Origin of the sequence: Streptomyces sp. NPDC048506 (genome assembly GCF_040651315.1) — a bacterium.
Classification (GTDB): Bacteria; Actinomycetota; Actinomycetes; order Streptomycetales; family Streptomycetaceae; genus Streptomyces.
In genome coordinates, this window is sequence record NZ_JBEZIX010000020.1 from 125,902 (window position 1) to 148,197 (window position 22,296).

The window sequence follows — 22,296 nt, forward strand, 5'->3', positions numbered from 1 at the left end:
GCCACCTGCGATGACGTACCGGGCGTGGTCCGAGAAGTGGGAGAGCGTCCGCCCGGGGTGGCGGGCGCTGTCCAAGTGGAACGACCGGGCGGAGGCGAAGATGCGTTTCCGCGGTGTGCAGCCGTTCAGCCTCGGCGGGTACGCCTTCGACCACGCCGCGGTCGGCGAGGTCCCCGACGCCCGGGGCGGCCGGCAGCCGGTGGAGGTGCTGCTCTGGCAGCTCACTCAGAAGGGCAGGGGCGCCGATGCGGGCGGCGAGGTCAAGTCGGCCGGTGTCACCCTGACGTTCCCGTACCCGCTCCCCCTCCTCGGCGTCTATCCGGACAACCCGCTCTGGCCGCCCCGGGTGCGGGACTTCTCCTCGTCCGCAGGGTTCCAGCTCTTCGAGGGCGACGCCGGGGCCGCCGCCGGACCGCGGTTCGCCGGTACGACGGTGGTGGCGGCCGATGCGCCGACCGTCGCTGCCCTGGTGACGCCGGAGGTGCTCGGCCTGCCCCAACTGTCCGGTCGGCACTGGCGGTTGGACGGCCGGACCGCCGTTGCCTGGTCGAAGGGCCACCAGAGTCCGGAGACGCTGGCCGAGGCCGTCACGGACCTCTGCGCGCTGGTCGCCGGAGTGCCGCAGGAACTCCTGGACACGGCTGCCGAGTCGGCCCGTGCGGGAGGGGGCGGCGGAGCGGGCGAGGCTCCTTAGCTGCTTGTTGCCGCCGACCCCACCCGCCCCTGTAGCAGCCGGGACAGCGCCGCGTGCACCTCGTCCACCGACCGGTCCGGCTGGAAGGACTGCCAGTCCAGGGCGGCCACCAGGACCATGCCGAGGAGGGCGGAGGCGGTGAGCGGGACGTCGATTTCTCGTGAGAGTTCGCCGGTCCGCACGGCGTCCTCCAGGACCGACTCGACGACGGCCAGGGCCCGGCCGCGTACGGACTGCAAGGTGGCGCGCCAGGTGCGGTTGGTGCGCCACAGCTCGGCGACGTAGAGCTGGGTCAGGGCGGGGGAGCAGGCGATGAAGTCCAGGCCGGCGCGGATCATGGCGTCCAGCGCGTCGACCCGGGTGCCGCCGCGTGCCACGGTGGTGTCGGCGGCCCGGCGCAGCGAGTCGGCGAGCAGGTCGAGGCCGTCCCGCAGCAGCTCCTCGTAGAGGACGTTCTTGCTGCTGAAGTTGTAGTAGACGGTGCCCTTGGCGACGCCGGCGCGGTCGGCGATCTCGTCGACGGTGGTGGCGGAGAAGCCCTGTTCGGCGATGAGGGTGACGGCGGCGTCGAAGAGCCGGCGCCGGGTGGTCGAGCGGCGGCCGGGGGTGGCCCCCGGGGCGGTGCCGCGAACGGCACCGCCCCGAAGGCCCGTGGAGCCGTTCACAGGCTGAGCTCCGGGTGCAGGTCCTTCATCCGGACGACCTGCCGGCTGCGCGCCGCGAGGGCGGTGAGGGCCAGCGCGCCGAGGGTGAAGGCCGCAAGGACCGCACAGCCCTGCCAGACGACGGTGAGGTCGCCACCGGTGATCAGGCGGCGCAGCCCGTCGACGACGTAACTCATCGGCAGGAAGGGGTGGATGGCGGCGAAGAACCCGGGGCTGGTCTGCACCGGGTAGGTGCCGCCCGCCGACGTCAGCTGGAGCATCAGCACGACCAGGGTGAGCACCCGGCCGGCCGGGCCGAAGAAGGCGCTCAGCAGCTGGATGATGGCGGTGAAGGTGGCCGTGGCCAGCAGCAGGAAGCCGATGGTGGCGGCCGAGCGGGCCATCTCCAGGCCGAGGCCCCAGTGGAGCACGGCGATCAGAGCCAGCACCTGGACGACGCCGATGGCGAAGGCCGGCAGCCAGGAGCCGAGGGCGATCCGCCAGCCCGGGGCGCCCGCGGCCAGTGCGCGCTTGCCCAGCGGCTGGAGCAGCATGAACGCGACCATCGCGCCGACCCAGAGGGAGAGCGGGATGAAGTACGGCGCCAGGCCGGTGCCGTAGTTGGGCGCCTTGTGCAGCGACTTGGCGGCCAGGGCGACCGGGTCGGCCATCACCTCGGTGCGGGCGTCGCGGTCCTTCTTGTCGTAGTCCGGGATCTTGGCGACGCCGCTGTGCAGCCCGTCGGCCAGCTGGTTGGTGCCGTCCTTGAGCTTGAACAGGCCACCGGTGAGCTTCTCGGCACCGTCCTTGGCGTCGCCGAGGCCGTTGTGGACCTGATCGGCGCCGTCGGCGACCTTCCCCGCGCCGTCGGCGACCTTGCCGGCACCGGCGGCCAGCGATCCCAGGCCGTCGGCGAACTGGCCCGCGCCCTGGGAGAGCTGGTGGGCGCCGGCGTTGAGCTGGTTGATCTGGCCGATCGCGGTGTCCGCACGGTCGGCGATGCCCGGCGCGTTGTCGGCGACCAGGACGGCGCCCTGGTGCAGCTCGCGCAGCTTGGCGCGCAGCTGCCCGAAGTCCGTGTGCGCGATGGTGTCGTTGACCTTCTCCGCGGCGTCGGCGGCGAGGGCGCTGCCGTCCGCGATCGCCTTCAACTTGGCGCAGTCGGTGTCGGTGGAGACCAGCCCGCCGCACCGCTCGCGGTACAGCTCGGCGGCGTTGTCGGCGTTCTGGCGGGCCTGTTGGGCGGCCCTGGCGGAGTTGCCGGGCAGCTTGTCGAGGTCGTCGTCGAGCGCCTGGGTGAGGTCGGCGACGATCCGCGCCTTCTCCCCGATGTCCTTGCCGTGCTCACGGAGGTAGGGCAGGTCCTTCTTCGCGATGCCCTGGACCTTGTCGGCGAGCTGCTGGGTGCCGTCCGCGACCTTGCTCGCACCCTGGCTGAGCTCCCGGGCCTTCGAGGCGGCCACCGTCGCACCCTTGCTGACCTCGCCGGTGCCCTTGCTGACGTCCCCCGCGCCCTTGCTGACCTTGCCGGAGCCCTGGTCCAGCTTGCCCAGCCCGTCCGCCAGTTCGCCGGTCTTGTCCTTGGCCGTGCCGACCCCGTCGTCGACCTTGCCGGCCCCGTCCGCCGCCTTGGCGGTCTGGTCGTGCAGGTCGGAGAAGGACACGAAGATCTTGTCCAGCATGGCCCGGGACGAGGTCGCCGAGGTCTTGGCGCGGATCTCGGAGAAGACGGTCTTGGAGATCGAGCCGACGACGTAGTTGTTGGCGTCGTTCGTGCGGACCTGGAGCGCGCCGGTCTTCGGGTCGTCCCCGGAGCTGGAGGCGATCCGCTCACTGAAGTTCTTCGGGACCGTCAGCGACAGGTAGTACGTGCCGTCCTCGACGCCCTTGGCGGCGTCCGCGGCGCTGACCTCCTCCCAGTCGAAGGTCTTGCTGTCCTTGACGTTCGCCGCCAGGTCGTCGCCGGCGGTGATCTTCTTGCCGCCGACGGTGGTACCCCGGTCGTCGTTGACCAGGGCCACCGGGATCTTGTCCAGGCGGGAGTAGGGGTCCCAGAAGGAGCAGAGGTAGAGGGCTCCGTACAGCAGGGGGATGAGCATCAGGGCGACGAGCCCGAGCCGGGGCAGCTTGCCCCGGCCGAACCGCCTGAGCTCAAGCGCGGCCAGTCGCGGCGAACGCATGCGCCGGTTCCTCCTCGGTCTGCGCGGTGGTGTGGGGGGTGGTGCGGACGATCAGGGCGTCCGCGGGGGCGTCGCTGCCGGCCGCCACGACGGTGGTGCCGTCGTGTGCGAGGTCGCGCAACAGCTGCCAGGCCTGGGCGCGTTCGTCCGCGGACAGCTTGAGGTCGACGTCGTCGACGGCGAGCAGCTGCGGGTGGTGCATCACCGCGAGGGCGATCGACAGCCGCAGCGCCTCCAGCCGCTCCAGGTCGCGGACGTGGGTGCCGAGGCCCTTGGCGAGGGTGCCGGGATCGAGGCGGGCGGCCGCGAGGGCGGCGTCCATCCGGGCCCGGGTGGCGTCCTTGTGGCGCTTGCCCCACGGGAGCGAGCCCTGGACGCGCCGGCCCAACAGGGCCTGTTCCTTGAGGTGTTCGCCGACCGTGAGGGCCGGTTCGAGGTCGGCGATGCCCGGTACGTGGGCGATGGCGGTCCGGCCGCGCACGGTACCCATCCGCTTGGGCAGCGGGAATCCGGCGACCGTCGCCTGGCCCTCGGTGATCCGCATCCGGCCGGTGAGGGCGAGCAGCAGGCAGGTGCGCCCGGAGCCCGAGGGGCCCTGGACGGCGATCAACGAGCCCGGGTCCGCGGCGATGTCGATGCCCCGGAAGGCCCATCCCCGTGGGCCCTGAACCCCGATTCCCCTGGCGCTGACCGCCGCCCCCTGGCGGGTGGTGTTCACACGACCTCCCTTTTGATCTGACTGGTCAGTCTAAAAGTGTGCCGTACGAGTGGCCCTTTTGACCAATCGGGTGCCCAATCGGCGCGATATGGCGAAGGCTGGCCGGAAGTCGACGCCCGGTCCGTGACCCGGATGGCGGAGCCGTCCTAAGGTGCCGTCACGGCGGGGGCCTGATGATGTTCACGGTGGAGTCCGTGGCGCGGAAACGCGGCACGGACCGCTCACGTATGACGGAGAACCATGGATCATTCGGCACGCAAGAGGGTCGGCCCGCTGCTCGTCGCGGGGGTGCTGGTCGCCGCCCTCGCACCCATATCCGCGTCCGCCTCCGCCCCGCGGCCCGCGCCTCCCGCGCCCGCCTCGCCGGGCGACCCCTGCGAGGCGGGCGACGGCTGGAGTGCGACCGCCACCGGGATCGACCCCAAGGACAGCTACCACGCCTTCGTCGGCAACGGCTATCTCGGCCAGCGCGTCCCGCCCAACGGCACCGGTTACGCGGCCCCCGGCGGCGTCACCGGCTGGCCGCTGAAGACCCCCGCCTACGACGGCGCGTTCGTCTCCGGGCTCTACGCCAAGGGGCCGAGGAACGTCGAGGGCCGGCAGGCGATCGCCGCGATCCCCACATGGACCACGCTCGACGTCACCGCAGGCGGCGCCCACCCCGACACCTTCTCCTCCGCCACCGCGCCCGGCCGGATCTCCCACTACCGCCAGACCCTCTCCCTGCGCTGCGGCTACGTCCGCACCTCGCTGACCTGGACGGCCGCCGACGGCCGCACCACCGACCTGGTCTACGACGTGCTCGCCGACCGCACCGACGCGCACACCGGTGCGGTACGGCTGCGGATGACGCCCCACTGGAGCGGCCCGGCCACCGTCACCGACGCCCTCGACGGGCGCGGCGCCCGCCGGCTCCAGCCGTCCCCCGGCGCCGCCGCCGGCCGCGGCGCCGGCGACCGCACGATGGACGTCGCCTTCCGGACGGACGGCACGCATACCGAGGGCGCGGTGGCCTCCACCCTGCGCACCGGGCCCGGGGTGCGCGCGGGAGCGCCCCGGCAGTCCGCGTCGACCGGCACACTGAGCAACCGCCGGCAGGTGACCTTCCCGGTGCGCAGCGGCCGCTCGTACGAGCTGACCAAGTACGTCGGGGTGGACACCGCGCTCACCTCCCGCGCGCCGCGCGCCGCCGCCGACGCCGCCTCGCGCCGCGCCGCGGACCGCGGTTGGGCGGACCTGTTCGCCCGGCACACCGCCGCCTGGCAGCGGCTGTGGCGCAGCGACATCGAGGTCAAGGGGCAGCGCGAACTCCAGACCTGGGTCCGCTCGGCGCAGTACGGGCTGCTGTCCGCCACCCGCGCCGGCAGCGACAACAGCATCGGCCCCACCGGCCTGACCAGCGACAACTACGCCGGTGAGATCTTCTGGGACGCCGAGACCTGGATGTACCCGGGCCTGCTGGCCGGCCACCCGGACCTCGCCCGGTCGATCGTCGACTACCGGTACAGGACCCGGGCCGGGGCCCGCGCCAACGCCCGGAAGCTCGGCCACGACGGGCTCTTCTACGCCTGGACCAGCGGCAGCAAGGGCGATCTGTGGAGCGAGTGCCACAGCTGGGACCCGCCGCACTGCAAGACCCAGAACCACCTCATGGGCGACATCTCCCTCGCCACCTGGCAGTACTACCTCGCCACCAAGGACACCGCCTGGCTGAGGTCCCGCGGCTGGCCGGTCCTCAAGGGCATCGCCGAATTCTGGGCCTCCCGGGCCACCCGCAACGCCGACGGCAGCTACTCGATCAAGAACGTCGCCGGACCGGACGAGTACAGCAACGGCGTCACCGACGGCGTCTTCACCAACGCCGGCGCCGCCACCGCTCTCCGGCACGCCGTCCGCGTCGCCCGCCTGCTGGGCGAGCCGGCCCCCGCTTCCTGGACCACCGTCGCCGACCGGCTGCGGATCCCCTACGACGCCAGGAACAAGGTCTTCGAGCAGTACGCCGGCTACCGGGGCACCAGCATCAAGCAGGCCGACACCGTGCTGCTGATGTACCCGCTGGAGTGGCCGATGTCGCAGGCCCAGGCGTCCCGGACGCTGGACTTCTACGCCGGGCACACCGACCCGGACGGTCCGGCCATGACGGACTCGGTGCACGCCGTGGACGCGGCCGGCATCGGCGAGCCCGGCTGTGCCACGTACACCTACCTCCTGCGGTCCATCAAGCCGTTCGTCCGCGGGCCGTTCGCGCAGTTCTCCGAGGCGCGCGGCACGAAGGCGGGCGCCGAGGACCCGCACGCCGGCCACCCCGCCCAGGACTTCCTCACCGGCAAGGGCGGATTCCTCCAGACCTTCACCCACGGCCTGACCGGGCTGCGGCTGCGCGAGGACCGGGTGCACCTCGACCCGATGCTGCCGCCGCAGCTGGCCGACGGCGTCACGCTGCGCGGACTGCACTGGCAGGGCCGGACGTACGACGTCGCGATCGGCGCGCACCAGACCACGGTGCGGCTGACCTCCGGGGCGCCGATGCGGATCGAGTCCCCCGAGGGCGAGCAGGTCGTCAGCCAGGGCGTGCCGGCCGTCCTCAAGACCCGCCGTCCCGACCTGGCGGCGACATCGAACGCCGCCCGGTGCACCACGGCCACGGCGACCTCGGAGGAGCCCGGCATGTACGCGGCGGCCGCGGTGGACGGCAACGCCACCACCGCCTGGGTGCCCGACTCCGCCACCGGCACCCTCACCGTCGACCTCGGCCGGACCACCCTGGTCGGGCAGATCACCCCGCACTGGACCGCCACCCGCCCCAAGGCCTACCTCGTCCAGGTCTCCGAGGACGGCCGGCACTGGACGGGCACCGGCTACGCGGGACGGACGCCCGCCCGGTACGTACGGGTCGTGGTGGAGGGCGACCAGACCCCGCAGACGGGCGGGAAGGGCACGCCGACCGGCCGGAAGCCCGCGCCGCATCCGGGCATCACGGAGCTGACCGTGCAGCGCGTGGAGTGACACTCACGGGGCGCTGACGGGCGCGCAGGGGCGCTCACGGGGGCACCCAGAGGGCGCCCACCGGGGCGCCCACCGGCCGACCGGACCGCTGGATTGTTTCAGCGGGATGAAATCCGCCCCTCGCGGCGTTGGTTTCTGTCGGTAGGCGTCGATGCGCGGGAGGCGTGGGGTGGCCGAGACGGCAGGTACGGCACGAGAGGGCTGGGCGCGGCGACTGAGCCGCGACTGCTGGCGGTACAAGAAGGACGTGGTGCTGGCGCTCGGCTCCTCGATGGCGGGGATGGCCGTGATGGCCCTGGTCCCGCTGGTCCCGAAGCTGATCATCGACGACGTCATCGTCCGGCACGAGCGGTCCCTGGGCCCGTGGGCCGCCCTGCTGGTCGTCGCCGCGGTGGTGGTGTACGTCCTGACCTACCTCCGCCGCTTCTACGGCGGCCGGCTCGCCCTGGACCTCCAGCACGACCTGCGGACCCGGATGTTCGGCGCGATCGCCCGGCTCGACGGCCGGCGACAGGACGAGCTGAGCACCGGCCAGGTCGTCGGCCGCGCCACCAGCGATCTTCAGTTGATACAGGGCCTGCTCTTCATGCTTCCGATGATGATCGGGAGCCTGCTGCTCTTTGTGATCTCGCTGGTCGTGATGGCGGTGCTGTCACCGCTGCTCACCGTCATCGCGCTGGCCGTCGCCCCCGCCCTGTGGTTCATCGCCAAGCGCAGCCGTGCGCGGCTCTTCCCCGCCACCTGGTACGCCCAGGGCCAGGCGGCCGCGGTCGCCGGGGTCGTGGACGGCGCGGTCTCCGGCGTCCGGGTCGTCAAGGGCTTCGGGCAGGAGGAGCAGGAGACCGGCAAGCTGCGCGAGGTCGGCCGCCGGCTGTTCGCCGGGCGGCTGCGCACGGTCCGGCTCAACGCCCGCTACACCCCCGCGCTCCAGGCCGTCCCGTCGCTCGGCCAGGTCGCGATGCTCGCCCTCGGCGGCTGGATGGCGACCCGGGGAGAGATCACCCTCGGCACCTTCGTCGCGTTCTCCACGTACCTGGCGCAGCTGGTCGGACCGGTCCGGATGCTGGCGATGGTGCTGACCGTCGGGCAGCAGGCGCGGGCCGGCGTGGAGCGGGTCTACGAGCTGATCGACACCAAGCCGTCGATCGAGGAGCGGCCGGACGCGCACGAGCTGCCCGCCGACACCCCGGCCACCGTCGAATTCGACCGGGTGACGTTCGGGTACGCGGCGGCGCACCACACGCCCGGCACGCCTGATCCGGACGGCACGGACGGTACGGACCGCACAGATCGCACAGGCGGCACCGACGGCACAGGAGGGGACGGCGCGCCCCGGTCCGTCGTCGGCCGCCCCGCCCGCCCCGTGCTCGACGACTTCTCGCTCCGCATGGAGGCCGGTGAGACGGTCGCCGTGGTCGGCACGTCCGGCAGCGGCAAGTCCACGGTCTCCCTGCTGCTGCCCCGCTTCTACGACGTCTCCGCCGGCCGCGTCCTGGTCGGCGGCCACGACGTGCGCGACCTGACCCTGGAGTCGCTGCGGGCCGCGATCGGGCTGGTCCCGGAGAACAGCTTCCTGTTCTCCGACTCCATACGCGACAACATCGCCTACGGCCATCCGGACGCCACCGACGAGCAGGTGCGCGCCGCGGCCCGCGCCGCCCAGGCCGACGGCTTCATATCCGAGCTCCCCGACGGCTACGACACCCCGGTCGGCGAGCAGGGCCTGACCCTCTCCGGCGGTCAGCGGCAGCGCATCGCGCTGGCCCGCGCCATCCTCACCGACCCCCGGCTGCTGGTACTGGACGATGCCACCTCCGCGGTCGACGCCCGGGTCGAGCACGAGATACACGAGGCCCTGCGCGGCGTGATGGCCGGCCGTACGACCCTGCTCATCGCGCACCGCGCCTCCACCCTGGCGCTCGCCGACCGGGTCGCCGTCCTCGACGGCGGGCGGCTGGTCGACATCGGCACCCAGGACGAGCTCGCCGAGCGATGTCCGCTCTACCGCAGGCTGCTGACCGACCCCGAGGAGCTGGGCGGCGTCGAGCGGGACCCGGCGGGCGACCTGGCCGGCGCCCTCGCGGGCGAGTACGGCGAAAGCGAGTACGGCGAGTACGGCGAGTACGCCGCGACCGGGCTGCTGGAGTACGTACCCGACGGTGCCGAGCCGGACGGCGCGCCGGGCCGGTCCGCGATGCCCCGCGCCATCACCCCCGAGCTGTGGGTCCGCCGGGAGCAGGACGCCGAGGCCGGCGCGGCCGGGTTGCCGCCCCGCGCGGCCGCCGCTGCCGGGCCGGGGATCGGCGCCGCGATGGCCGGGATGCCGGCAACGCCCGAGCTGCTCGCCCAGGTCGCGGCCCTGCCGCCGGCCGCGGACACCCCCGAGGTCGACGAGGACCGTGCGGTGCGCCCCGAGCGCTCCTACGGCCTGCGTCGGCTGCTGCACGGCTTCGGGCGGCCGCTGGCGTTCGCCCTGGTGCTGGTCGCGGTGGACGCGGTCGCCGGGCTGCTGCTGCCGGTGCTGATCCGGCAGGGCATCGACGAGGGCGTCCGCCGCGGCGTGCTGGCCGGCGTCTGGACGGCCGCCGTGCTCGCCCTGCTGGTGGTCCTCGCCCAGTGGGCCGTGCAGATCGGCGGCAACCGCCTGACCGGCCGTACCGGCGAGCGGGTGCTGTACTCCCTCCGCCTCAAGATCTTCGCGCAGTTGCAGCGGCTCGGCCTCGACTACTACGAGCGCGAGCTGACCGGCAAGATCATGACCAGGATGACCACCGACATAGACGCTTTGTCGACATTCCTCCAGACCGGCCTGGTCACCGCCCTGGTCTCCGTGCTGACGTTCTTCGGCATACTCGTCGCGCTGTTCGCCATCGACGTCCAGCTGGCCCTGGTCGTCTTCGCCACCCTCCCGCCGCTGATCATCGGCACGTACTTCTTCCGCAAGCAGAGCGTCAAGGCGTACGAGCTGGCCCGCGAGCGGATCAGCGTGGTCAACGGCGACCTCCAGGAGAGCGTCGCCGGGCTCCGCATCGTCCAGGCCTTCCGGCGCGAGCGGAGCGGCGCCGCGCGGTTCGCCGCGCGCAGCGACGCCTACCGCCGGGCCCGGGTCCGCGGCCAGCTGCTGATATCCGTCTACTTCCCGTTCGTGCAGCTGCTGTCCTCGGTGGCGGCGGCCCTGGTACTGATCGTCGGCGCCGAACGGGTCGGCAACCACACCCTCACCGCCGGCGCGCTGGTCGCCTACCTCCTCTACATCGACCTGTTCTTCGCCCCCGTCCAGCAGCTCTCCCAGGTCTTCGACGGCTACCAGCAGGCATCCGTCTCGCTCGGCCGCATCCAGGAGCTGTTGCGCGAGCCGACCACCACTCCGACGGCCGAGCGGCCCCGCGCGGTGTCCGGGTTGCGCGGCGACATCACCTTCGACGACGTCCACTTCCACTACGGCACGACCGGCGAACCGGCCCTGGCCGGCATCGACCTCACCGTCCCGGCCGGGCAGACCGTCGCCTTCGTCGGCGAGACCGGCGCCGGCAAGTCCACCCTGGTCAAGCTGGTGGCGCGGTTCTACGACCCGTCCCGTGGCGCGGTCCGGATCGACGGCACCGACCTGCGCGAGCTGGACCTGACCGGCTACCGCCACCGCCTCGGGGTGGTCCCCCAGGAGTCCTACCTCTTCGCCGGCACGGTCCGGGACGCCATCGCCTACGGCCGCCCGGACGCCACCGACGCCGAGGTGGAGGCGGCCGCCCGCACGGTGGGCGCGCACGCCATGATCGCCACACTCGACGGCGGTTACCTCCACGAGGTCGCCGAGCGCGGCCGCAACCTCTCCGCCGGCCAGCGCCAGCTCCTCGCACTGGCCCGGGCCGAACTGGTCGCCCCGGACGTGCTGCTGCTCGACGAGGCCACCGCGGCCCTCGACCTCGCCACCGAAGCCGTCGTCAACCAGGCCACCGACCTCCTGGTCGGCCGCCGTACCACCCTGATCGTCGCCCACCGCCTGACCACCGCCGCCCGTGCCGACCGCGTCGTGGTCCTCGACCACGGCCGGGTCGTCGAGGACGGAAGCCACGCACAGCTCCTCGCCCGCAACGGCCGCTACGCGCAGCTGTGGCGCACGTTCACCGGCGAGGAAGAGCTGGTGGCCTGACGCCGGGTCCCCGAGCCCGCGGAGCCCGTGCCCGCGGAGCCCGAACCCGCGGCGCCCGAACCCGGGGGCCGTCCGGCGAAGATCCGCCGGACGGCCCCCGAGGACTGGTGGCCCCCGCATCCCGCCGATAGGTTCAGCCCGACCTTTGCTATCCCAAGGGGAGGGTGCATGCGCAAGGCCACCAGATGGCTGCTGTCGCTCGCGGTGCTCATAGGCACGGCCGGAGCCGGCAGCGTCTCGGCAGGAGCGGCCACCGCCGCCGAGCCGAAGCACGAGGACATCAAGGACCGGATCCTGGCGATACCGGGGATGAGCCTCATCGAAGAGAAGCCGATCGACGGCTACCGCTACTTCGTCCTGAACTACACCCAGCCGATTGACCACCGGCACCCCGCGAAGGGGACCTTCCAGCAGCGGCTGACCGTGCTGCACAAGTCGGTGGACCGTCCGACGGTGTTCTTCACCTCCGGCTACAACGTCAACACCTCGCCGTCCCGCAGCGAGCCCACCAAGATCATCGACGGTAACCAAGTCTCCCTGGAGTACCGCTACTTCACCCCGTCGCGCCCCAAGCCCACGGACTGGAAGAAGCTGGACATCCGGCAGGCCGCCGACGACCAGCACCGCATATTCAAGGCGCTGCACCGCATCTACGGGAAGAACTGGATAGCCACCGGCGGCAGCAAGGGCGGTATGACCGCCACCTACTACCGCCGCTTCTTCCCGCACGACATGAACGGCACCGTCGCCTACGTCGCGCCCAACGACGTCAACAACGACGAGGACTCCGCCTACGACCGGTTCTTCAAGACCGTCGGGACCGCGCAGTGCCGCACCGCCCTCGCCGCCATCGAACGTGAGGCGCTGGTGCGCCGCGGGGAGATGGTCAAGCGCTTCCAGGACTGGGCCGTCAAGGAGAAGCAGACCTTCAAGCAGGTCGGCAACGCCGACCGGGCCTACGAGGTCATGGTCACCGACCTGGTCTTCGGCTTCTGGCAGTACCAGCCGGCCGAGACCGCCTGCAACGAGGTCCCCAAGCCGACGGTCTCCACCGACGCGCTGTGGACGTGGATGGACAAGGTCGGCGGCTTCGGCAGCTACACCGACCAGGGCATGGAGTCGTTCACGCCGTACTACTACCAGGCCGGCACGCAGCTCGGTGAGCCCGGCTACGGCTATCCGGAGATCGCCGACCTGCTGAAGTACCCCGGGATCAACAACTCCCGCAGCTTCGTCCCCAAGGACATCCCGATGCGCTTCGACCGGCGCGCGATGCCCGACGTCGACCACTGGGTGCGGCACCACGCCGACCGGATGATGTTCGTCAACGGCCAGTACGACCCGTGGAGTTCGGAACACTTCGAGCTCGGCAAGGGCGCCCGGGACTCCTACGTCTTCACCGTTCCCGGTGGCAACCACGGCTCGAACATCGCCAAGCTGAAGGAAGCCGACCGCACCAAGGCCACCGCCGAGCTCCTCGACTGGGCCGGCGTCCCCGCCCCCAAGGGCGCCAAGGCCACCCCGCTGGCCCCGTACAACAAGAAGCTCGACAAGCAGGAGATGCTGCGGATCCCGATGCTGCGGCCGTGACGAGCTGACCGCGAACGGCGCGCTCCCCCATGGGCGGGGAGCGCGCCGTACCGTTGTCGGGGAACGGCCCGCCGCGGCAGGGGCTCCTCAGTAGGACAGCCCGTGGCCGATCCGGTACAGCGCCGTGGTCGGGGTGTCGGCGCGCATTATGGCGACCGGCAGCCGGCCCACCGGGTTCCGCCGGCCGGCGATCACCCGGGCCGCCGCCCGCAGCTCCACGTCCGTCCAGGAGTAGCTCGCCAGGGCCGCCTCGACGCCGTCCAACTGGGCGATGTCGTACGGGTTGCGGACCGCCAGCTGCACCACCGGCCTACCGGTGCCGAGCAGCGCGCCGACCAGCTTCCGCTGTGCGGAGTCCGCCGTCACGTTGTACGTGGCCACCACCACCGCGTCCCGCTCGCGGAGCGCCGCCACCGCCTGGTCGATCCGCTGCTGGGACGGCGCCATGCCCGTCGACAGCGCGGTGGCCGTGAAGCCGAGCTCGGTCAGGGCCCTCGCCAGCACCGTGGTCGGCGGCCCTCCGGTGCCCGACGGGGCGGCCGGGTCCGCCCCCACCACCAGGACCCTGCGCTCCCGCCGCCGGGAGAGCGGCAGCACACCGCCGTCGTTGCGCAGCAGCGTGGTCGTACGGTCCGCGATCCGGTCCGCGGCGGCCAGATGCTCATCGGTCCCGACGATCCGGTCCACCGCCTCGTGGGTGGTGTACGGATCGGTGAACAGCCCCCGCCGCTCCTTCAGCAGCAGGATCCGCATCAGCTTGACGTCGATCTCACGCTCCGTGAGCTCGCCCTCCTCCAGGGCCCGCAGCACGGCGCTGTGCGCAAGGGCCAGGTCCGGCGGGTTCAGCAGTTGGTCCGCACCGGCCTTGAGGGCCAGCACCGGCACCCGGGCGTCGCCGTACTTCACCCGTACGCCCTCCATGCCGAGTGAATCCGTCACCACCACACCGTCGTAGCCGAGCCGCCGGCGCAGGATGCCGGTGAGGATCGGCCGGGAGAGGGTCGCCGGGTCGCCACTGGGGTCGAACGCCGGGACGACGATGTGCGCCGTCATGATCGAATCGATGCCCGCGGCGATCGCGGCCTTGAAGGGCGGCGCGTCCAGCCGCTCCCACTCCTCGGCGGAGTGGTGGATGTACGGCAGCCCCACATGGCTGTCGGTGTCGGTGTCGCCGTGCCCCGGGAAGTGCTTGGCGCAGGCGGCGACCCCGCCCTCCTGATAGCCCTTCACCTGGCCGCCGACCATACGGGCGACGGCCTGCGGGTCCGCGCCGAAGGACCGCACGCCGATGACCGGGTTGGCGGGGTTGACGTTCACATCGGCGTCCGGCGCGTAGTCCTGCCGGATGCCCATCGCGAACAGCTCCTGCCCGGCGAGCCTGCCGGCCGTCCGCGCATCGTCCCGGGAACCGCCCGCGCCGAGCGCCATCGCCCCGGGGAACAGCGTCGCCGGCGCGCCCACCCGGGCCACTATGCCGTGCTCCTGGTCTGTGGAGATCAGCACCGGGACGGGGACGCGCTGGGCCGCGGCGGCCTGCTGGATGCCGTTGGAGAGGTCGGCGATCTGATGCGGATCGCGGGTGTTGTGCGCCCAGCCGAAGTAGATGATGCCGCCGACGTGGTACGCGGCGACCAGCTCCGCCGCGTTGGAGACCCCGATCTCCTTCTGATTGGCCGCCACGTCCGCCGGGTCCGGGTCGGTGGCCGAATGCCCGTAGACGCGCATTACGAACAGCTGGCCGACCTTCTCCTCCGGACTCATACGGGCGATCAGGCGCCGCAGCCGGTCCCGGGCGGCGGAATCGGGGACGGGCTGGCGTCCGACGGCGGACACCGCGGCGTGCGCGGCCCCCGAGCCGGCCGCGGCGGCAGCGGCCGCGGCGGCCGTGGCGGCGGCGGTGGTCAGGACGGTACGTCTGGAGTGCATCTGCGCTCCTTCCGGAGGGCTTCCTCGACCCAGTTGAAGGAAACTTCCAAGGAGACACGGATAGCCGGAAAACTATTGTCGGTCAATGACTCCGAATCCGGTGCCGCCCCCGTATTGCGCCGCGGGCGGGGCTGTGTGAGGGGGCGTCGGAAGCGGGCCCGCCCGGCCCCTCACCCCGCGGCGTCGAGGAGGCGCTGGAGGTGCTCGCGGGCCGGGGCCAGAAGGGCGGGGAGGGCGGCGGCGTCCGGGTACCAGCGCTTCTCGTACTCCCAGCACAGCCAGCCGCCCGAGCCCCGGCCGTCGCCGTCCACCGGCGTCGGCACCGGGCCGTGGGCCGCGTGTGCCCGGGCGAGCGCGGCCAGCACGGCGGGCAGCGGCAGCACCCCGGCGCCGAGCGGGAGGGGGGCGGTGTCCTCGGCCGAGGCCACGTCCTTGACCTGGACGTAGCCCAGGTGCGGGGCGAGCACGGCAAGGGTGTCGGCGGGCGCCTCACCGCCGAGCCAGGAGTGCAACACGTCCCAGAGCGCCCCGACCCGGCGATGGCCCACCGGGCCCAGGATCCGGGCGACGGCCGCGCCCGTACGGTGCGAGTCATGGGTCTCCAACAGGACCCGGACACCCCGTTCGGCCGCCAGCGGCGCCACCGCGGCCAGCCGCCGGGCGGCATCCGCCTCCGCTGCGGCCGGGCGGTCCCCGCCGCCGGGGAACACCCGGACGTACGGCGCGCCCAGATCGGCGGCGAGCAGCACCAGCTCACGCAGCTCCTGCGCCAGCTCCGCCTCGCCCGCCGCGTCCCGGGCCGCGGCGACCCGGGCGTATCCGGCGACGGCCAGGACCGCCACACCGGCCTCGGCGAACTCGCCGCGCACCGCCGCCCGTTCCCGCACCCCCAGCCGCGGATGCACCGGCTCCTCCGGATGGGCCCGCAGCTCCACGCCCTGGTACCCGGCCCCGACGGCCAGCCTCACCACCTCGGCCACCGGCATCCCCGGCACCCCGAGGGTGGAGAACGCAAAGCGCATCGCGGGGGGCGCGCCGTCCGCACCGCCGGTCGTGCCCGAGCTGCCCATGCCGCGCTCCTTCGTGCCGCCTACGTCGGTCGCGTTCCGCGTCCGCCCTCGTCCCTTCCCCCTTCCCCCTTCCCCCTGTCCCTCCCCTGCCGCCGTCCCCGTCTCACGGCGCCGGACAGCCGTGCCAGCGCGGCCGCGAGCGCCCGGGCCGGGCCCGCGCCGCCACGTCCGCCGGCGTTACGGCCGTCAGGAAGCCCCCGGAAGGGCAAGACCACCCAGGCCGGAATTCCTGGACTTCAGGCCAGGAAGCACGTCAATGTACTCATGCTCGTCAACGACGGACCGCGCACGAACCCCGTCCCGCCCTACGCGAGAGAGGCCGGAACGTGACACGCACGACCGTACGCATCGCCATGAACGGCGTGACCGGACGCATGGGCCACCGCCAACACCTCGTCCGCTCCCTCCTCGCCCTGCGCGACCAGGGCGGACTCGCCCTGGACGACGGCACGACGATCTGGCCGGAACCGGTGCTCGTCGGCCGCTGCCCGGACAGAGTGCGGGCGCTGGCCGAACGCCACGGCCTGACGGAGTGGAGCTGCGACCTCGACGCCGTCCTGGCCGACGACAGCATCGACGTCTACTTCGACGCCCAGATCACCGCCGCCCGCGAGGAGGCCGTGAAGAAAGCGATTGCTGCCGGGAAGCACCTCTACGTCGAGAAGCCCACCGCGAGCAGCCTCGCCGGCGCGCGGGAGCTGGCCCGGCTGGCCCAGGAGGCCGGCGTCAAACACGGCGTCGTCCAGGACAAGCTCTTCCTGCCCGGCCTGCGCAAGCTCCGCCGCCTCGTCGAGGGCGGCTTCTTCGGCCGCGTGCTGTCCGTACGGGGCGAGTTCGGCTACTGGGTCTTCGAGGGCGACTGGCAGCCGGCCCAGCGCCCCTCCTGGAACTACCGGTCCGAGGACGGCGGCGGCATCGCGGCCGACATGTTCCCGCACTGGGAGTACGTCCTGCACGAGCTGTTCGGGCCGGTCCGCACCGTCCAGGCACACCTCACCACGCACCTCCCGCGCCGCTGGGACGAGTCGGGGTCCCCGTACGACGCCACCGCCGACGACGCCGCCTACGGCATCTTCGAACTGGCCGGCGGCATCGTCGCGCAGATCAACTCCTCCTGGGCGGTCCGGGTGCACCGCGACGAGCTGGTGGAGTTCCAGGTGGACGGCACCGAGGGCTCGGCCGTCGCCGGACTGCGCGGCTGCCGCGTCCAGCACCGCTCCGCCACCCCCAGACCGCTCTGGAACCCCGACGTCCCGGCCACCGAACCGTTCCGCGCCCAGTGGCAGGAGGTCCCCGACAACGCCGACTTCGACAACGGCTTCAAGGCGCAGTGGGAGCTGTTCCTCCGGCACGTCGTCCGCGACGAGCCCTGGCGCTGGGACCTGGTGGCCGGCGCCCGTGGCGTCCAACTGGCCGAGCTGGGGCTCCGGTCGTCCGCCGAGGGCCGCCGCCTGGACGTGCCGGAGCTGGTCCTGTGAACGCCCCGGTCACCCCCTCCGCACCCACCGGCAAACCCGCCCCGGCCCGGCCCCCGCTGCGCTCCCGCAGGGTCTTCGCCGCCGCCCATGTGGTCGCCGATCCCGGAGCCGACACCGGCCCGGACGGTCCGGCCGCCCTCGACTGGGACGCCACCCTCGCCTTCCGGCACCACCTGTGGGCGCACGGCCTGGGCGTGGCCGAGGCGATGGACACCGCACAGCGCGGTATGGGCCTGGACTGGGACGGCGCCGCCGAGCTGATCCGGCGCTCCGCCGCCGAGGCCCGCGCGGTCGGCGGCCCGCTCGTCTGCGGGGCGGGCACCGACCAACTGCCGCCCCGGGGAGCCTCCCTGGCGGACGTCCGGGCCGCCTACGAGGAGCAGCTCGGGCTCGTCGAGGACGCACGGGCCCAGCCGGTCCTGATGGCGTCCCGCCAACTCGCCGCGACCGCCACCGCACCGGACGACTACCAGGAGCTCTACGGCCACCTCCTGCGCCAGACCACCCGCCCGGTGATCCTGCACTGGCTCGGCCCGATGTTCGACCCGGCGCTGACCGGCTACTGGGGCAGCACCGAACCCGACGCGGCCACCGAGACGTTCCTCCAGATCATCGCCGAGCACCCGGACAAGGTGGACGGCGTCAAGGTCTCCCTCCTGGACGCCGACCGCGAGGTGCGGCTGCGCCGCCGGCTGCCACCGGGCGTGCGCTGCTACACGGGCGACGACTTCCACTACCCCGAGCTGATCGCCGGCGACGACCGCGGCTTCAGCGACGCCCTGCTGGGCGTCTTCGACCCGCTCGCACCCCTGGCGGCCGAGGCCGTCCGGCTCCTCGACGCCCATGACACACCGGGCTTCCGCGCCGCCCTGGACCCGACCGTCGCCCTCGCCCGCCACCTCTTCCAGGCACCCACCCGCCACTACAAGACCGGTGTCGTCCTGCTGGCCTGGCTCGCCGGCCACCAGCGGCACTTCACCATGGTCGGCGGCCTCCAGTCGGCCCGCTCCCTGCCGCACCTGCACCGCGCTTACCAACTGGCCGACGCGCTCGGCCTGTTCCCCGACCCGGAGCGGGCCGCCGCCCGGATGCGCGCGCTGCGCACGGTGTACGGGGCGGAGCGGGAAGCGACGGAGGAGTACGGGAGCGAACGCACATGAGCGAGCGCCACGAGCCCGGCATGGACGCCGGCAACGCCGGCAACGACAGCAACGACAGCAACGACAGCAACGACAGCAACGGCGGCAACGACAGCAACGACAGCAACGACAGCAACGACGGCAACGGTGGCAACGCCGGCCACGACCCCCTCGCCCGGCTGAGCCTCAATCAGGAGACCGTCAGACAGTGGTCGCTGCCGGAACTGGTCGACGGGTGCGCACGGGCGGGCGTGCGGGGCGTGGGCCTGTGGCGTGCGCCGGTGCAGCGGTACGGCGTGGCCGCCGCCGCACGACGCGTCCGGGAGGCCGGCCTGCGGGTCACCAGCCTGTGCCGGGGCGGGTTCTTCACCGCCCTGGACCCCACGGAGCGGGCGGCGGCGTTGGACGACAACCGGGCGGCCGTCGACGAGGCGGCCACCCTGGGGACGGACACCCTGGTGCTGGTCTCCGGCGGACTGCCGCCCGGCAGCCGGGACCTGTCCGGCGCCCGGGAGCGGATCGCGGACGCACTGGGCGAGTTGGCGCCGTACGCCGCGGACCGGGGCGTACGGCTGGCGATCGAACCGCTGCACCCGATGTACGCGGCGGACCGCTGCGTGGTCTCCACGCTCGCGCAGGCCCTGGACCTCGCCGAGCGGTTCCCCGCAGACCGGGTGGGCGTGGTCGTGGACGCCTACCACCTGTGGTGGGACGACACGGTCGGCGCACAGATCGACCGTGCCGGGGGCCGCGGCGGGCGGGCCGGCGACGGCGGCTCGCGGATCGCCGCGTTCCAACTCGCCGACTGGGTCACCCCGCTGCCCGAGGGCGCCCTCCTGGGCCGCGGACAGCTCGGCGACGGGGCGGTGGACCTGCGGTGGTTCCGGGAGCGGGTCGACGCGACCGGCTACCGGGGGCCGATCGAGGTGGAGATCTTCAACCCGGCGTTGTGGGCGCGGGACGGCGCCGAGGTGCTGGCGGAGGTCGTGGACCGCTTCCGGACCCACGTCGCCGGGTGAACGGAATTCGTACATCCGGTGACCGGGAAATAACTCAGTGGATGCGCGCAACCGTTGGCGGCCCCCAGTGGTCATAGCTGTCGCTGGTCCCGACAAGGGGAGGGATCCGGGGGGATCCGGGGCCGGCACGGAGGGGGAATCGAGGGGCCCGGCCATCGGACGGGCCCCTCGATGGAGTCGTGCGGGAGCCGTGGGCGCCCCGGCTCCGGGCGCGGTGTCAGACCCCGGCGGTACGGTCGGGGGCATGGTCAACCTAGCCGTGCTGGAAGGGGTCCTGGAGCGGATCACCTACGCCAACGAGGAGAGCGGCTACACGGTCGCGCGGGTCGACACGGGCCGGGGCTCGGGCGATCTGCTGACCGTCGTCGGGGCGCTGCTCGGGGCGCAGGTGGGGGAGTCCCTGCGGATGGAGGGCCGCTGGGGCTCGCACCCGCAGTACGGCAAGCAGTTCACGGTGGAGAACTACACCACGGTGCTGCCCGCCACCATCCAGGGCATCCGCCGCTACCTCGGCTCCGGCCTGGTCAAGGGCATCGGCCCGGTCTTCGCCGACCGCATCACACAGCACTTCGGCGTGGACACCCTCGACATCATCGAACACGAGCCGAAGCGCCTCATCGAGGTGCCGGGCCTCGGCCCCAAGCGCACCAAGAAGATCGCCGACGCCTGGGAGGAGCAGAAGGCGATCAAGGAGGTCATGGTCTTCCTCCAGGGCGTCGGCGTGTCCACCTCCATCGCCGTACGGATCTACAAGAAGTACGGCGACGCCTCCATCTCCGTGGTGAAGAATCAGCCCTACCGGCTCGCCGCCGACGTCTGGGGCATCGGCTTCCTCACCGCCGACCGCATCGCGCAGTCCGTGGGGATCCCGCACGACAGCCCGGACCGCGTCAAGGCGGGCCTTCAGTACGCGCTGTCGCAGTCCACCGACCAGGGCCACTGCTTCCTGCCCGAAGAGCAACTGATCGCCGATGCGGTGAAGTTGCTGCAAGTGGAGACGGGCCTGGTCATCGACTGCCTGGGGGAGCTGGCCGCGGACCCGGAGGGCGTGGTCCGGGAGAAGGTCCCGGGCGGCGAGGACGGGACGCCGATCACCGCCGTCTTTCTGGTGCCGTTCCACCGTGCCGAGACCGCGCTCGCCGGGCGGCTGACCCGGCTGCTGCGCACCGACGAGGACCGGATGCCGGCGTTCCGGGACGTCGACTGGGACCGGGCGTTGACCTGGCTGGCGCGGCGTACGGGCGCCGAGCTGGCCCCCGAGCAGCGCGACGCGGTGCGGCTGGCGCTGACGGAGAAGGTCGCGGTGCTCACCGGCGGGCCCGGCTGCGGCAAGTCCTTCACGGTCCGCTCCGTCGTCGAGCTGGCCCGCGCCAAGAAGGCCAAGGTGGTGCTGGCGGCCCCCACGGGCCGGGCGGCCAAACGGCTCTCGGAGCTGACCGGGGCGGAGGCCTCCACGGTCCACCGCCTCCTGGAGCTCAAGCCCGGCGGGGACGCCGCCTACGACGCCGACCGGCCGCTGGACGCCGATCTGGTCGTCGTCGACGAGGCGTCCATGCTGGACCTGCTGCTGGCCAACAAGCTCGTCAAGGCGGTGCCGCCGGGCGCCCATCTGCTGCTGGTCGGGGACGTCGACCAGCTCCCGTCCGTGGGCGCCGGCGAGGTGCTGCGGGACCTGCTGGCCGAGCGAGGAGGGGCCGCGCGCAGCGCGTCGGACAGGGGCGGTGGTCGGGTGACGGGCGGGACCGTGCCTGCCGTCCGGCTGACCCGCATCTTCCGGCAGGCCCAGGAGTCCGGGGTGGTCACCAACGCCCACCGGATCAATTCCGGCGTACCGCCGCTGACGAGCGGGCTCGCGGATTTCTTCCTGTTCGTGGAGGAGGACAATGAAGAGGCCGGGCGGCTGGCGGTCGATGTCGCGGCCCGCCGGATCCCGGCGAAATTCGGTCTCGACCCGCGCCGGGACGTCCAGGTGCTGACCCCGATGCACCGCGGCCCGGCAGGCGCCGGAGTCCTGAACGGCCTGCTCCAGCAGGCCGTCACCCCGGCCCGCCCCGACCTGCCCGAGCGCCGCTTCGGCGGCCGGGTCTTCCGCGTCGGCGACAAGGTCACCCAGATCAGGAACAACTACGAGAAGGGCCGGAACGGGGTCTTCAACGGCACGGTCGGCGTGGTCACGGCCCTGGAGCCGGACGAGCAGCGGCTGACGGTCCGCACCGACGAGGACGAGGAGGTTCCCTACGACTTCGACGAACTCGACGAACTCGCGCACGCCTATGCGGTGACGATCCATCGCTCGCAGGGTAGTGAGTACCCAGCGGTGGTGATTCCGGTCACCACAAGTGCCTGGATGATGCTGCAACGCAATTTGCTGTATACCGCCGTGACCCGGGCGAAGCGCTTGGTGGTGCTGGTCGGCTCCCGGAAGGCCCTGGGGCAGGCCGTACGCACGGTTTCCGCCGGTCGGCGGTGTACGGCGCTGGCTCACCGGCTTGCCGGGGCGATGTGATGTCACTCCTCTTTCGCAATCGGGGCGAACGGGAGCAGGATGGGACACTCACGCGGCACTGAGTGCCGTAATGAGGCCCTATGGCCGACCCCGAGTGCACATCCAAGGTCCAAATGGGGGAAGGTATAGGCAGTCAGGGCACCTCGAAGAAGAGGCACAACGTCGGTGAGGGATGA

Annotated in this window: 13 protein-coding genes; 8 read left to right on the forward strand and 5 right to left on the reverse strand. The window is 72.6% G+C overall.

Going from position 1 to position 22,296, the window contains the following annotated elements; genetic code table 11:
• Nucleotides 1-10: 10 nt before the first annotated feature.
• A complete protein-coding gene (locus AB0C96_RS18560; protein ID WP_362918699.1) occupies nucleotides 11-694 on the forward strand; it encodes a hypothetical protein in 684 nt (227 codons plus the stop codon).
• Here AB0C96_RS18560 and AB0C96_RS18565 read toward each other — a convergent pair.
• The 3 genes from AB0C96_RS18565 to AB0C96_RS18575 are packed head-to-tail and all read right to left on the reverse strand — an operon-like array spanning nucleotide 691 to nucleotide 4,236.
• On the reverse strand, nucleotides 691-1,359 hold the full coding sequence (locus AB0C96_RS18565) for a TetR/AcrR family transcriptional regulator (RefSeq protein ID WP_362918701.1): 669 nt from the start codon (nucleotides 1,357-1,359) through the stop codon (nucleotides 691-693). The two genes, AB0C96_RS18560 and AB0C96_RS18565, sit on opposite strands and share 4 nt — an antisense overlap.
• Nucleotides 1,356-3,518 (reverse strand): YhgE/Pip domain-containing protein, encoded by a 2,163-nt coding sequence (locus tag AB0C96_RS18570; protein ID WP_362918703.1) that lies wholly within the window; start codon nucleotides 3,516-3,518, stop codon nucleotides 1,356-1,358. The genes AB0C96_RS18565 and AB0C96_RS18570 overlap by 4 nt, the downstream gene beginning before the upstream one ends.
• Nucleotides 3,490-4,236, reverse strand: coding sequence for an ATP-binding cassette domain-containing protein (locus AB0C96_RS18575; protein WP_362918705.1), 747 nt, complete (start codon nucleotides 4,234-4,236; stop codon nucleotides 3,490-3,492). Before AB0C96_RS18575 ends, AB0C96_RS18570 begins: the two co-directional genes overlap by 29 nt.
• A gap of 240 nt (nucleotides 4,237-4,476) precedes the next feature.
• Here AB0C96_RS18575 and AB0C96_RS18580 point away from each other — a divergent pair, with 240 nt between their 5' ends.
• The 3 genes from AB0C96_RS18580 (at nucleotide 4,477) to AB0C96_RS18590 (ending at nucleotide 12,982) form a co-directional block, all read left to right on the forward strand.
• The gene (locus tag AB0C96_RS18580; RefSeq protein ID WP_362918706.1) at nucleotides 4,477-7,242 is read left to right on the forward strand and encodes a discoidin domain-containing protein; all 2,766 of its coding nucleotides are present in this window, start codon (nucleotides 4,477-4,479) and stop codon (nucleotides 7,240-7,242) included.
• Nucleotides 7,243-7,393: 151 nt separating this feature from the next.
• Entirely contained in the window at nucleotides 7,394-11,392 is a 3,999-nt protein-coding gene (locus tag AB0C96_RS18585; RefSeq protein ID WP_362918708.1) for an ABC transporter ATP-binding protein, read from the forward strand.
• 168 nt (nucleotides 11,393-11,560) lie between these two features.
• A complete protein-coding gene (locus AB0C96_RS18590) occupies nucleotides 11,561-12,982 on the forward strand; it encodes a S28 family serine protease (RefSeq protein ID WP_362918710.1) in 1,422 nt (473 codons plus the stop codon).
• Nucleotides 12,983-13,069: 87 nt separating this feature from the next.
• On the opposite strand, the gene AB0C96_RS18595 is transcribed toward AB0C96_RS18590, so the two are convergent.
• Together AB0C96_RS18595 and AB0C96_RS18600 are read right to left on the reverse strand one after the other, a co-directional pair.
• Nucleotides 13,070-14,908, reverse strand: a complete 1,839-nt coding sequence (locus AB0C96_RS18595) for a glycoside hydrolase family 3 protein (RefSeq protein WP_362918712.1) — start codon at nucleotides 14,906-14,908, stop codon at nucleotides 13,070-13,072.
• Nucleotides 14,909-15,078: 170 nt separating this feature from the next.
• The gene (locus tag AB0C96_RS18600; RefSeq protein WP_362918735.1) at nucleotides 15,079-15,930 is read right to left on the reverse strand and encodes a sugar phosphate isomerase/epimerase; all 852 of its coding nucleotides are present in this window, start codon (nucleotides 15,928-15,930) and stop codon (nucleotides 15,079-15,081) included.
• 374 nt (nucleotides 15,931-16,304) lie between these two features.
• Between AB0C96_RS18600 and AB0C96_RS18605 the strand changes: the two genes are divergently transcribed.
• The 4 genes from AB0C96_RS18605 (at nucleotide 16,305) to AB0C96_RS18620 (ending at nucleotide 22,120) form a co-directional block, all read left to right on the forward strand.
• Entirely contained in the window at nucleotides 16,305-17,456 is a 1,152-nt protein-coding gene (locus tag AB0C96_RS18605) for a Gfo/Idh/MocA family oxidoreductase (RefSeq protein WP_362918714.1), read from the forward strand.
• Entirely contained in the window at nucleotides 17,453-18,616 is a 1,164-nt protein-coding gene (locus tag AB0C96_RS18610; protein WP_362918715.1) for a dihydrodipicolinate synthase family protein, read from the forward strand. Before AB0C96_RS18605 ends, AB0C96_RS18610 begins: the two co-directional genes overlap by 4 nt.
• Nucleotides 18,613-19,614: a sugar phosphate isomerase/epimerase family protein gene (locus AB0C96_RS18615; RefSeq protein WP_362918716.1), complete on the forward strand. Its 1,002-nt coding sequence runs from the start codon at nucleotides 18,613-18,615 to the stop codon at nucleotides 19,612-19,614. Before AB0C96_RS18610 ends, AB0C96_RS18615 begins: the two co-directional genes overlap by 4 nt.
• 244 nt (nucleotides 19,615-19,858) lie before the next feature.
• A complete protein-coding gene (locus AB0C96_RS18620) occupies nucleotides 19,859-22,120 on the forward strand; it encodes an ATP-dependent RecD-like DNA helicase (RefSeq protein ID WP_362918718.1) in 2,262 nt (753 codons plus the stop codon).
• The last annotated feature ends 176 nt before the right edge of the window (nucleotides 22,121-22,296 follow it).

Excerpts from the sequence above, each read along its gene's own strand:
- AB0C96_RS18600 (WP_362918735.1), bottom strand. The coding sequence starts at position 15,930 with ATGCGCTTTGCGTTCTCCACCCTCGGGGTGCCGGGGATGCCGGTGGCC.
- AB0C96_RS18585 (WP_362918708.1), top strand. The coding sequence starts at position 7,394 with ATGCGCGGGAGGCGTGGGGTGGCCGAGACGGCAGGTACGGCACGAGAG.
- AB0C96_RS18615 (WP_362918716.1), top strand. The coding sequence starts at position 18,613 with ATGAGCGAGCGCCACGAGCCCGGCATGGACGCCGGCAACGCCGGCAAC.
- AB0C96_RS18620 (WP_362918718.1), top strand. The coding sequence starts at position 19,859 with ATGGTCAACCTAGCCGTGCTGGAAGGGGTCCTGGAGCGGATCACCTAC.
- AB0C96_RS18580 (WP_362918706.1), top strand. The coding sequence starts at position 4,477 with ATGGATCATTCGGCACGCAAGAGGGTCGGCCCGCTGCTCGTCGCGGGG.
- AB0C96_RS18595 (WP_362918712.1), bottom strand. The coding sequence starts at position 14,908 with ATGCACTCCAGACGTACCGTCCTGACCACCGCCGCCGCCACGGCCGCC.
- AB0C96_RS18570 (WP_362918703.1), bottom strand. The coding sequence starts at position 3,518 with ATGCGTTCGCCGCGACTGGCCGCGCTTGAGCTCAGGCGGTTCGGCCGG.
- AB0C96_RS18560 (WP_362918699.1), top strand. The coding sequence starts at position 11 with ATGACGTACCGGGCGTGGTCCGAGAAGTGGGAGAGCGTCCGCCCGGGG.
- AB0C96_RS18590 (WP_362918710.1), top strand. The coding sequence starts at position 11,561 with ATGCGCAAGGCCACCAGATGGCTGCTGTCGCTCGCGGTGCTCATAGGC.